The 12,386-nt window shown below is 54.9% G+C and carries 11 protein-coding genes; 2 read left to right on the forward strand and 9 right to left on the reverse strand.

Annotated elements, in window-relative coordinates:
* Positions 1–105 precede the first annotated feature (105 nt).
* The 4 genes from Q5705_12095 to Q5705_12110 form a co-directional block, all read right to left on the reverse strand.
* Positions 106–315, reverse strand: a complete 210-nt coding sequence (locus Q5705_12095; protein ID WLI75339.1) for a CsbD family protein — start codon at positions 313–315, stop codon at positions 106–108.
* A gap of 143 nt (positions 316–458) precedes the next feature.
* Entirely contained in the window at positions 459–1,793 is a 1,335-nt protein-coding gene (dinF, locus tag Q5705_12100) for an MATE family efflux transporter DinF (GenBank protein WLI75340.1), read from the reverse strand.
* Positions 1,794–1,868: 75 nt separating this feature from the next.
* On the reverse strand, positions 1,869–2,483 hold the full coding sequence (lexA, locus tag Q5705_12105) for a transcriptional repressor LexA (protein ID WLI75341.1): 615 nt from the start codon (positions 2,481–2,483) through the stop codon (positions 1,869–1,871).
* A gap of 108 nt (positions 2,484–2,591) precedes the next feature.
* Positions 2,592–2,960 (reverse strand): diacylglycerol kinase, encoded by a 369-nt coding sequence (locus Q5705_12110; protein ID WLI75342.1) that lies wholly within the window; start codon positions 2,958–2,960, stop codon positions 2,592–2,594.
* Positions 2,961–3,089: 129 nt separating this feature from the next.
* Here Q5705_12110 and plsB point away from each other — a divergent pair, with 129 nt between their 5' ends.
* Positions 3,090–5,513 carry a glycerol-3-phosphate 1-O-acyltransferase PlsB gene (plsB, locus tag Q5705_12115; protein WLI75343.1) on the forward strand — a complete coding sequence of 808 codons (2,424 nt, stop codon included), beginning with the start codon at positions 3,090–3,092 and terminating at the stop codon, positions 5,511–5,513.
* Between the two features lie 47 nt (positions 5,514–5,560).
* Here the strand turns inward: plsB and ubiA are convergent, their stop codons facing one another.
* The 5 genes from ubiA to malK form a co-directional block, all read right to left on the reverse strand.
* Complete coding sequence (ubiA, locus tag Q5705_12120) at positions 5,561–6,430, reverse strand: 4-hydroxybenzoate octaprenyltransferase (GenBank protein ID WLI75344.1); 870 nt, start codon at positions 6,428–6,430, stop codon at positions 5,561–5,563.
* Positions 6,431–6,442: 12 nt separating this feature from the next.
* Positions 6,443–6,940: a chorismate lyase gene (ubiC, locus tag Q5705_12125; GenBank protein WLI75345.1), complete on the reverse strand. Its 498-nt coding sequence runs from the start codon at positions 6,938–6,940 to the stop codon at positions 6,443–6,445.
* A 182-nt stretch (positions 6,941–7,122) separates the two neighbouring features.
* Positions 7,123–8,061: a maltose operon protein MalM gene (malM, locus tag Q5705_12130; GenBank protein WLI75346.1), complete on the reverse strand. Its 939-nt coding sequence runs from the start codon at positions 8,059–8,061 to the stop codon at positions 7,123–7,125.
* Between the two features lie 105 nt (positions 8,062–8,166).
* Positions 8,167–9,510 (reverse strand): maltoporin, encoded by a 1,344-nt coding sequence (locus tag Q5705_12135; GenBank protein WLI75347.1) that lies wholly within the window; start codon positions 9,508–9,510, stop codon positions 8,167–8,169.
* An 82-nt stretch (positions 9,511–9,592) separates the two neighbouring features.
* Entirely contained in the window at positions 9,593–10,702 is a 1,110-nt protein-coding gene (malK, locus tag Q5705_12140; GenBank protein ID WLI75348.1) for a maltose/maltodextrin ABC transporter ATP-binding protein MalK, read from the reverse strand.
* A 369-nt stretch (positions 10,703–11,071) separates the two neighbouring features.
* On the opposite strand from malK, the gene malE reads away from it, so the two are divergent.
* Positions 11,072–12,262, forward strand: a complete 1,191-nt coding sequence (gene malE, locus Q5705_12145) for a maltose/maltodextrin ABC transporter substrate-binding protein MalE (GenBank protein WLI75349.1) — start codon at positions 11,072–11,074, stop codon at positions 12,260–12,262.
* Positions 12,263–12,386 lie beyond the last annotated feature (124 nt).

Consider the following 12,386-nt stretch of genomic DNA (forward strand, 5'->3'; position numbering starts at 1 on the left):
CGCAGCCAACGCAGATAAAACGGGAAAGATGAAGGGAGGGAGGTACATCCATGTACCTGGGGGCAGGTAGCCTGTGAGGGTTAACACACTTGAGGGGAGTGTTGGCTACCAGCGGTAATCGTTACGCGTTTCCCAATCCGTAACTTCCTTTTCCGCTTCATCTTTTGCGTAACCGTAACGCTCCTGGATTTTACCTACCAGCTGGTCACGTTTACCTTCAATGACGGTCATATCGTCATCGGTAAGTTTGCCCCATTTTTCTTTAACAGTGCCTTTAAACTGTTTCCAGTTACCGCCGACTTCGTCTTTATTCATCATTGACTCCTTATCGTTCGGTTAAAATGACGTTCTCGCTGTGCTGAACGTATTAATTATTGTAGTTAAGGATCCCGCGTAGTGTTTCATATTCGGAATCTTTAACCGCTTAAACGATAAAAAGCAGTGTAAGCGAGGCGTGATCAGGCGTGATCGCTATGGGCAAACCAGCTCCCTCCCCGCCAGTGATGACGCCATATCAGCGCCAGCGTCAGACCACGCAGCGCCAGGAAAACCGCCAGCGAAAGCCATAAACCGTGGTTGCCAAGCACCGGCACTGTCAACAGCGTCACCGCAAAACCCGCTGCGGCGATCGCCATGCTGTTACGCATCTCGGCAGCGCGCGTCGCACCAACGAACATCCCATCCAGCAAATAACACCATACGCCGACCAGCGGCAGAACGACCTGCCAGATAAGATAGTGCCCGGCAAGCTGTTGCAACTCGGGCAATGAGGTTAACAGCGCAATAATGGCATGGCCCGCCAGCGCGTATACAACGGCGAAAGCCAACGCGACAAACCCGGCCTGGCGGCAGGCAGCGCGCCAAATCTGCAACAACTGGCTGCCATCACGCGCGCCGTAAGCCTGCCCGGAATGCGCTTCAACCGCGTAGGCAAAACCATCCAGTGCATAGGCAGTGAAAGTCAGAAACATCATCAGCACCGCGTTAGCGGCCACCGTTTCGCTACCCAGGCGCGCACCGAGCACCGTTATCGAACCGAAGCAGAGTTGCAGCAGCAGCGAGCGCAACATGATATCGCGGTTGAGCGCCAGCAACCGCCGGATACCCCCACGCCAGGCCGTTTTGAGCATCGCAAAAGAGATCTTTCGCCGGTGTAGCACCTGGTGGACCATAAGCAACCCGAGAGCAAACGTGACGTATTCGGCAATCACCGTGGCAAGCGCTGCGCCCTGCACATTCATATGCAGGCCCATCACCAGCCAGAGATCGAGCACAATGTTGAAGACATTGCCGACCACCAACAATATCACCGGAGCGCGGGCATACTGCACGCCAAGCAACCAGCCGAGCAGCACAAGATTGCCCAGTGAAGCAGGTGCGCTGAGCCAGCGGATATCAAGAAAACGTCGAGCCTGTTCCAGCACAGCATCGCTCCCGCCGGTGATATGCAGCGCGAGAGTAATAAGTGGCGTACGCAACAACGCAATCACGACACCAGCGGCAATCGCCAGCAGTAAGGGCTGCACCAGTGCACGGGCCAGCGCGGGCGCATTTTTCGCACCGAAAGCCTGAGCGGTAAGACCGGTGGTACTCATACGCAGGAACAGCAGCAGCATAAACAGGAAGCTGGTTGCCGTTGCGCCAATCGCGACGCCACCCAGGTAAACCGGGCTATCAAGGTGCCCAATCACAGCAGTATCCACCAGCCCCAGAAGCGGGACGGTAATGTTGGATAAGATCATGGGCAGCGCGAGCCGCCACAGAGCTTTGTCGGATGCGGTCAGCAGCGGCATAGCGTGAGCGTCAGTGGGAGAAAAGAGAGTGACGCTGCGGCAGGTAATAGGATGCCGCAGCAGAGAAAATGGGCGTTACAGCCATTCACCATTACGGATGACGCCAACCGCCAGCCCTTCGATGGTGAAGTTTTGATCGCGCAAGTCGACCACTATCGGGGAAAACTCGCTGTTTTCCGGCAACAGCTCAACGGTGTTGCCCTGCTTTTTCAGGCGCTTGACGGTCACTTCGTCTTCGATACGCGCGACAACCACCTGGCCGTTACGCACATCCTGCGTTTTGTGTACCGCCAGCAGATCGCCGTCCATAATCCCGATGTCTTTCATAGACATACCGCTAACGCGCAGCAGGAAATCTGCGTGCGGTTTAAACAGATTAGGATCGACCTGGTAGTGACTTTCAATATGCTGTTGCGCCAGAAGTGGTTCGCCCGCAGCGACGCGACCAATCAGCGGCAGCCCGACATCGTTTTCTTCTTCCAGCAGCAGGCGAAGCCCGCGAGATGCGCCAGATACGATTTCGATTACCCCCTTGCGCGCCAGCGCTTTAAGGTGTTCTTCGGCTGCATTTGGGGAACGGAACCCCAATTGCTGTGCGATTTCCGCACGCGTCGGTGGCATACCGGTTTGGGTGATACGATCGCGAATAAGATCGAACACCTCTTGCTGCCTGGCCGTTAATGCTTTCATCCCGCCCCCTGGGTGTATATACAGTTATGCTGTGAGTATATACAGTTAACGGCGAATTTGAAACCAAATTTAAGCAAAAAACCAGAGCGTTATCGAATTATGGAAACACTATCGAAAATGCGACCAAAGAAGCGAGATCCAGGTGAACAGCGCCAGTAGAATTGCCATCAGTACCGCCGCCGAGCCCATATCTTTCGCGCGGCCAGAAAGCTCATGGAATTCAGAGCCGATACGATCAACCACCGCTTCGATGGCGCTATTGAGGATTTCAACAATCATCACCAGCGTGACCGAGCCAATAAGCAGGACGCGCGTCATGGTATCAATATCCAAAAAACCAGCAATAATGATTGCCAGAATTACTGCCACCCCTTCCTGTCGAAAGGCGGCTTCATTGATCCATGCAGCGCGAATTCCTTTCCAGGAATATCCCGCGGCTTTAATGATCCGGATTAAACCGGTGGTATTATTGGCCATTAAAAGAACCTTTTTACGTAATAAGCGTCAATGAGTGGGTGAGCGCGCAGCGGTACAACAGAAATTGTGTGCGCTTTCTGATATTCTTGCGGCGCAATGGCACTATTAACCAGAGGCTTTACATCCTTTATGTCCGGCTGGCCACGAATTTACTACAAATTACTGAACTTACCATTAAGCGTGCTGGTAAAAAGTAAATCGATCCCCGCAGAACCTGCACAGGAACTGGGTCTCGATACATCACGTCCTATTATGTACGTGCTGCCTTACAACTCAAAGGCAGACTTATTGACTTTGCGCGCCCAATGTCTGGCACATGAATTGCCCGACCCTATGGAACCATTGGAAATCGACGGCACACTGCTGCCGCGTTACGTGTTTATCCACGGCGGTCCGCGTGTTTTCACTTATTACACGCCGAAAGAAGAGTCGATAAAACTGTTCCACGACTACCTGGATTTGCACCGCAGCCATCCGGATCTGGATGTGCAAATGGTGCCGGTGTCGGTCATGTTTGGCCGCTCACCGGGGCGTGAAAAAGGCGAAATCAACCCGCCTTTGCGTATGCTCAACGGCATCCAAAAGTTCTTTGCTGTCTCCTGGCTTGGCCGCGACAGCTTTGTGCGCTTCTCTCCGCCGGTTTCGCTGCGCCGCATGGCAACCGAGCACGGCACTGATAAAATTATTGCGCAAAAACTGGCACGCGTGGCGCGTATGCACTTCGCCCGCCAGCGTCTGGCCGCCGTTGGCCCGCGTCTGCCGGCACGTCAGGATCTGTTCAATAAGCTGCTGTCGTCCAAAGCGATTGCTCGCGCGGTCGAAGACGAAGCGCGCAGTAAAAAAATCTCCCATGATAAAGCGCAGCAAAACGCTATCGCTCTGATGGAAGAGATTGCCGCTAACTTCTCCTACGAAATGATTCGTCTGACCGACCGTATCCTCGGCTTTACGTGGAACCGTCTCTATCAGGGCATCAACGTACATAATGCAGAGCGCGTGCGGCAGTTGGCCCATGATGGCCACGAAATTGTCTATGTGCCCTGCCACCGCAGCCATATGGACTATTTACTGCTTTCGTATGTGCTCTATCACCAGGGGCTGGTGCCGCCGCACATTGCGGCCGGCATCAATCTGAATTTCTGGCCGGCAGGGCCGATTTTCCGCCGCCTGGGGGCGTTCTTTATTCGCCGTACCTTTAAAGGCAACAAGCTCTATTCCACGGTGTTCCGTGAATATCTGGGCGAGTTGTTCAGCCGCGGTTATTCGGTGGAGTATTTCGTCGAGGGCGGTCGTTCCCGCACCGGACGTTTGCTGGATCCGAAAACCGGTACGCTGTCGATGACCATCCAGGCAATGCTGCGCGGCGGTACGCGCCCCATCACGCTGGTGCCGATTTATATCGGCTATGAGCACGTGATGGAGGTCGGCACTTACGCGAAAGAGCTGCGCGGTGCGACGAAAGAGAAAGAAAGTTTGTGGCAGATGCTGCGCGGCCTGAGCAAGCTGCGCAATCTGGGTCAGGGTTATGTGAACTTCGGTGAGCCTATCCCGCTGGTGAACTACCTTAACCACAACGTGCCGGAGTGGCGCGAATCGATCGATCCGATTGAAGCCATTCGCCCGGCATGGCTGACGCCGACCGTGAACACTATCGCCGCCGACCTGATGGTGCGCATTAATAACGCCGGTGCAGCGAATGCGATGAACCTGTGTTGTACGGCATTATTAGCCTCGCGCCAGCGTTCACTGACTCGCGAGCAACTGACCGAACAGCTTAATTGCTACCTCGATTTGATGCGTAACGTGCCCTACTCCCCGGATTCGACGGCACCGTCCGCCAGCGCGGCGGAGCTCATCAATCACGCGTTGCAGATGAACAAGTTCGAGGTCGAGAAAGACACCATTGGCGATATCATCATTCTGCCGCGCGAGCAGGCGGTACTGATGACCTATTACCGCAACAATATTGCGCACATGTTGATGCTGCCGTCGCTGGTAGCGGCAATTGTGGCTCAGCATCGCACGATCTCCCGAAGTGAGATCCTGCGCCACGTTGAGTTGCTCTATCCGATGTTGAAAGCCGAGCTATTCCTGCGTTGGGAAAAAGCAGAGCTGGCAGAGGTGCTGGAGAACCTGACGCAAGAGTTGCTGCGCCAGGGGCTAATCACCCTGAAAGAGGATCGCCTGAGCATCAATCCGGCGCACTCGCGCACATTGCAATTGCTGGCGGCAGGCGCGCGCGAAACATTGCAGCGTTACGCCATTACCTTCTGGCTACTGAGCGCGAACCCATCGATGAACCGCAGCACGCTGGAGAAAGAGAGCCGCACGCTGGCTCAGCGTTTGTCGGTGCTGCACGGTATTAACGCGCCGGAGTTCTTCGATAAAGCCGTATTCAGTACGCTGGTGCTGACGCTGCGCGATGAAGGTTATATCAGCGATACCGGCGATGCCGATCCATCGCGGACGTTAAGCGTATATCAAATGCTGGCAGAGTTGATGACGTCAGATGTGCGTTTAACGATTGAGAGCGCAACGCAACCAGAAGCGTGATGTTGTATTTCCCCTCTCCCAGAAGGGAGAGGGGAAAATGTGAAATATCAATGCAAATAACTCAACGCCAGCCCTAAAAACAGCACCAGCCCAACGTAGTTGTTGTTCATAAACGCTTTAAAGCAGGCGTCGCGTTCACGTTTCGCTATCAACACCTGCTGGTAAACAAACAGCGCACCCGCCACCAGCACGGTTGTGTAATAGATCCACCCTAACCCGCTCAGCCAGCCGATAGCAGCCATCAGCGCCATCACCGCAACCTGCAAAATGCCGATAATCAGCTTGTCGTAACGACCAAACAAAATCGCCGTCGACTTGATGCCAATCTTCACATCATCATCGCGGTCAACCATCGCGTACTGCGTATCGTAAGCCACCGCCCACAAAATATTGGCGAGGAACATAATCCAGCAGCTCAGCGGCACCGTTTCGCTCACGGCGGCAAACGCCATTGGAATCGACCAGCCAAACGCCGCCCCCAGCACCACCTGCGGCAGATGGGTGTAGCGCTTCATAAACGGGTACACCCAGGCCAGCGCCAGCGCGGCAACCGAGAGCAGAATGGTCATTACATTGAGCGTAAGCACCAGTGCGAACGCCAGCAGCACCAGCACGACAAACAGCGCCCGCGCCTCGTTTTCTGTTACGGCACCGCTGGGCAACGGGCGATTCGCCGTGCGCTTAACGTGACCATCAAATTTACGATCGGCGTAATCATTGACCACGCAACCGGCGGCGCGCATCAGCCATACGCCCGCAACAAACACCAACAAAATCCATAACGGCGGCACACCAGGCGTTGCTACCCACAATGCCCACAATGTTGGCCACAGCAACAACAGCGCACCAATCGGTTTGTCCGTACGCATTAGCCGATGAAAAGCTAATAGCTTAGTCTGCGTGAGACTCCACTCCATTTTGTATTCCTCTTAGTACAGCGGTGACGCGGGTAAAAACAGTTCGGTCAGCATCAGCGGTTTTCCGCCCAGTCGCAGACGAGAACGGCGTCCCCATAACTGCTCATGACGTCCAATTTCAATAAAGTCACGCGTAAGTGTAGAAGAGGTAAAAAGATATCGCCCCAGCGGCGTTTTTCCCAGCTTTTGCAGCGCCAGCTCAGGGCCGCTGAGCGTCGATTCCGGCACCACGGTGCGCCCGGCAAGCCAGGGTACGCCGTCTGCGCAAAGTATGATTTCACGCAGCCAGTAACGCGCTTCATCCGGCAGCAGATCGCGCTCTTGCGCAATCTCATCTGGCGTAACAAAGCCCTCGCGAATTAAGGTGACGGTGATTTTTTTGCCCTGTTGCTCAAAACGTTGGGTCATTGAATCTTCCAGCAACAGCCAGTCCAGCAGTTGCGGCTCCAGCGCGGGAATTGCTTCTAAATAGCGCAGCGCACGCAATTGCGTAAGCGCAGGATGTGACATGCCTTACTCTCCGGTACATAACGTAGCAATAGTGTATCGCAGAACGGGCGGGCGGGTGGCGGGAAAACGTCAGACAGTTTTCATCGATGCAACAGATACGCAACAGCGCGCATCTGCACCGGAAAAAAAGGTGCGTCAGGCGACGCACCAGTTACTGCAAATATCAACATTGCGGGGAGGAATCACCCCTTGCCTTTTACACTGCTGATAAAAGTGGCACGGGCAGTTTTCGACCCGAGACGTTCTGCTTCATTTAGTAATTTCAGAGCCTTATCAATGTCACCTTTGTCAGCGGCTTCCTTAATCGCACGGTTAAAATAGCTCTCCGTATCGTTGAGCATCGGCTCGCTTTTTGCCGCTGGCGCTGGAGCAGGCGCGGCAACCGCAGGTTGCGCACTGTACGTCGGCGCGGCGGTGTTGCCCACCGTTACCGTGCTCGGGGCAGAAGAACCAAACAACGGACCCACCAGCACGCTGGAGCCGCTGCTGTTTTTCACTTTCAGATTCACTACGCCGTCCGCAATATGGCGCGCAATGGGATCGGGGATGTCAGGGATCGCATTGCCCACGCCCTTCGCATAGGCCTTGGCCGGATCAAGCAGCGTGGTGGTTTTCTGCAAATCACTTTCGGTGGTGAACGCAAGGATATAGAGCTTCTGCTGGCCCAATGCCGGGGTCAGTCGCATTACACCTTCCAGCCGGTCGGCGTTTAACACGCCGGGTTCCTGGTAGGTAAAGTAGCTACTGGGGAAAAAGGCCGCAGGCGACATATTCTGATCAAAGACCAGCACGTTCGGCGCAAAAACGCCGGTGTTTTTATTCACATCGCTGGAGAGCGTCAGCGTGAGTTCACCAATATTGGCCGGCACACTAAATGCGGCCACTGGCCCGGTAATGCCCGCGACGTTCAGATGTTGTCCGCCGGTCGCAAGCCGAACCGTCTGGGTTTTGGCTGTGTCGACAGGTGTCCAGGTGAGCTGTTGCAATGCTGATGTCGGAATCGACGGCGCTGCCGCCGTGTTCTGGGGCACGATATTCACATCAGCCAGCGTGATGCCCGGTGCGCTCGCCAGCAAGCCCGCGGAAAGACACAGAGCGATGAGACTTTTTTTCATTTTCATTGTTATCACCTTCAGGATGCAAAACAGCGGTGGCCAGGCAATAGCGCGCTGTTTGTAAGAATCAGAGGGGCTTGCGCCCCTCTTTTGATTATGCGAGTGAAGCCCTTACCACCAGATTTCCATCTGGGCACCGAAGGTCCATTCGTCGCTGTCGCCACGACCGAAGCTCGAGCCGCCCGTACCGTTGCGGGTTGCCAGACCATAGTTGGCGTTAGTGCCTGGGTTACCGCTGGTGTTGTAGCCCCATTTTTCATCCCATTTCGCATAGGTTGCGAATACGCGGATAGCCGGACGAGACCAGATGCTGTCGCCTGCCTGCCACTGTTGCGCGAGGGTGATTTTGTACTGGTTGTTGGTGTCGTTGGTACGCTGAGATTTCACGTTGTCGTAGCCAACTTCCAGCAGGGTGCTCATGATCGGCGTCCATTTGAACATTGGGCGCACGCCCACCGTCCACCATTTGGTGCCGTTGTTGTTATCCCAGTCGATGTCCTGATACATACCGACGTACATCAGATCCCAGCTATCGCCAAGGGAGATTGCACCGTGATCGAGGATACGCAGCAAAGTGCCGTTGTTGTTGGCGTTATAAGGCAAGCTACTGTTGCTATCGATACCGATACCGGAACCTTGCGACAGCCCTTTGCCCTGCGACGTCAGCGCATCGGTCGCATACTGAACAACAAACTTGTTATAGCCTTTCAGCATGCTCTGGACGTGTTCAGCGGTGAACATCCAGCCATCTTTCGTTTCGGTGTCATCGTATAAACGGTAACCGTCACGGGTGTTGGCGCGGCCATAGTCAACGCCAAGCTCTAACGTACCGCCCGGGTTGAGTTCCATCTGCGCTAAACGCACGTCAAACACATCGTTAGCGGTTTTTTCGGTGTAGTCGTAAATGCTGTTGCTGGCGAAGGTAGAAGAACCACCCGCTTCCGTCGAACGGGTCGCGGCGAGAGAGAGTTTACCAAAGCCGAGATCGACGTTTTCCAGACCTGCACCCGGGCCGGAGATATCCCAGTAGTAGAAGTCGATCATGTGTACGTCATGACGCTGATAGAAGCGTTTACCTGCCCAGATGGTGGAGCCTGGCAGCGCGTCAATCAGGTTTTTACCCTGCACGTTGGCTTCACGGAATGCCGGGTCGGTGGCTTCCCAGTCATTTTGCTGTGCGACGGAATAAGCGACGTTCGTGTCGAAATAGAAGCTTTTATCGCCTTCTTTCCACACTTCCTGACCGAGTTTTAATTCTGCATAGGTTTCGCACTCGTTACCGAGACGGTATTTGGAGCCTGCACCGGTTGCCTGGAAGCATTGCTGCTCGCCGCCGCTGCCGGTCCAGCCAATGCCGGAACGCGCGTAACCTTTAAAGTCGACGGCACCCGCCTGAGCAGACAAAATGCCTGCCGTAATGGCGAGAGCCAGGGGGAGTTTGCGCAGAGTAGTCATCGTTCTATCTCCTGAGAGCTTGCTTGCTTTTCTTTGTTGCACTTAGCCCTTAAAAGAGCGGGTGCAGTTTTTTTGGGGTACGCTAAACGCCAGGTTCTTGATGCAACCGACGGCAGGCGGTGCCATCCTCACGGAACAGATGGCAACGCTCCGGCGGTAAGCCGATAGCGAATGTGGCACCCTCTTCTACCAGCACCACGTCGTTCTGGCGGTAAACCAGGTTCTGACGTATTGCCGGGATCTGGATATGAATTTGTGTTTCGTGACCAAGCTGCTCGACGACCTGCACGTCCCCTTCCAGCGTGACATCGGCGATGTTGCTTGGCAGCAGATGCTCCGGGCGAATACCCAACGACATATTCGCGCCGACCTGCACATTGGCGCTGTCCACCGGGAGCCACACCCGCTGGCGGTTGGGCAGCTCAACCTGCACCTGTTCAATGGCTGTGGCGGTCACTTTTACCGGCAGGAAGTTCATCTTCGGCGAACCGATAAACCCGGCGACAAAACGGTCAGCCGGATAGTGATAAAGCTCCAGCGGCTTGCCGACCTGCGCCACGCGCCCGGCGTCCAGCACCACGATTTTGTCGGCCAGCGTCATTGCTTCGACCTGATCGTGGGTGACGTAAATCATCGTGCGGCCCAGGCGCTTGTGCAGGCGGGAGATCTCAATACGCATCTGCACGCGCAGGGCGGCATCCAGGTTGGAGAGCGGTTCATCAAGCAGGAAGACGCGGGGTTCGGCCACCAGCGTGCGGCCAATTGCCACGCGCTGGCGCTGTCCACCGGAGAGCGCTTTTGGTTTACGCTCCAGCAAGTGCGCCAGTTGCAGCACTTCTGCCACCTGCGTCACGCGCGATTTGATCAGATCTTTTTTCGCGCCCGCGAGCTTCAGGCCGAAAGACATGTTTTCCGCCACCGACAAATGCGGATAGAGCGCATAGGACTGGAACACCATGCCGACACCGCGTTCGGCAGGGGGAACATCGTTCATGCGGGTATCGCCAATCAGCAAATCCCCGCTGGTTATCGTTTCCAGCCCGGCAATCATGCGCAGCAGCGTCGACTTACCGCAGCCTGACGGGCCGACAAACACCACGAACTCCCCTTCGTGGATGTCGAGACTGATGTCTTTCGACACCACTACATCGCCCCAGGCTTTCGTTACATTACGCAGCGTTACGCTCGCCATGCCCTTCTCCCTTCGTTACAACCTGTCACCAACAGATACATTCAACGTTGGCTGACTATGGGGCATCGATTCAGCGGGCGAATCCTCCACCCCCCTGTTTTTTATGGGGGAGGAGACGGGAGGATGAGACATTCTGTTCTGCCCCCCCGGCGGGCGGGCGACGGGCATTTTCGTGATGGGCTTTGCAAAAAACGGCGCAATTTTGTGTGCGTTGACACACATAATAAAAATCTATGTAACAGAGATCACACAAATCACCCCAGGGGCGTAGGGTTGGGGATGATGAGAAGCGCTTGCCAAACAAGGAGACTGTTCCCGTCAAACCACCTTGAGCATATCCACGAGCACATCACCTAAAGGACGGGATATATGAAAATCAAAACAGGCGCACGCATCCTCGCATTGTCCGCAGTGGCGACGATGATGTTTTCCGCCTCTGCCCTCGCCAAAATTGAAGAAGGTAAGCTGGTTATCTGGATCAACGGCGACAAAGGCTATAACGGTCTTGCCGAAGTGGGTAAAAAATTCGAGAAAGACACCGGCATCAAAGTGACCGTTGAACACCCGGACAAACTGGAAGAGAAGTTCCCGCAGGTTGCGGCGACCGGCGACGGCCCGGACATTATTTTTTGGGCGCACGACCGTTTCGGCGGCTATGCGCAATCCGGCCTGCTGGCGGAAGTCACCCCGGACAAAGCTTTCCAGGACAAGCTGTTCCCCTTCACCTGGGATGCGGTGCGCTACAACGGCAAGCTGATTGCCTATCCGATTTCTGTGGAATCGCTGTCGCTGATTTATAACAAAGACTTAGTGCCAAACCCGCCAAAAACCTGGGAAGAGATCCCGGCGCTGGACAAAGAATTAAAAGCGAAAGGCAAGAGCGCGTTGATGTTTAACCTGCAAGAGCCGTACTTCACCTGGCCACTGATTGCCGCCGATGGCGGTTACGCCTTCAAGTATGAAAACGGCAAATATGACGTGAAAGATGTTGGCGTCGATAACGCGGGCGCGAAAGCCGGTCTGGGCTTCCTCGTGAAGTTGATTAAAGACAAACATATGAATGCCGACACCGATTATTCGATTGCCGAAGCGGCGTTTAACAAAGGCGAAACCGCGCTGACCATCAACGGGCCGTGGGCGTGGGCCAATATCGACAAGAGCAAGATTAACTACGGCGTTGCGCCGCTGCCGACCTTCAACGGCAAACCGTCTAAACCGTTCGTTGGCGTGCTGAGCGCAGGTATTAACGCTGCCAGCCCGAATAAAGAGCTGGCGAAAGAGTTCCTCGAAAACTATTTGCTGACCGACCAGGGTCTGGAAGAGGTGAACAAAGACAAACCGCTGGGCGCGGTGGCGCTGAAAACCTATCAGGAGCAACTGGCGAAAGATCCGCGCATCGCCGCGACCATGGATAACGCGAAAACCGGCGAAATCATGCCGAACATCCCGCAAATGGCCGCCTTCTGGTACGCCACCCGTACGGCGGTGATCAATGCCGTGAGTGGTCGCCAGACTGTCGACGCCGCGCTGAAAGATGCGCAGGGTCGTATTACTAAGTAAAAACGTGAGTGCCTTATCACATCTGGCGATAAGGATAATTGGACAAGTTGTTCACACTTCAGCATTCACGTTGCATCGCGGCGGCAAGGCTGTGTATCCCCAGGAGTTTACATAAGTAAATGAC

This window comes from Kosakonia sp. H02, assembly GCA_030704225.1.
Taxonomy (GTDB): domain Bacteria; phylum Pseudomonadota; class Gammaproteobacteria; order Enterobacterales; family Enterobacteriaceae; genus Kosakonia.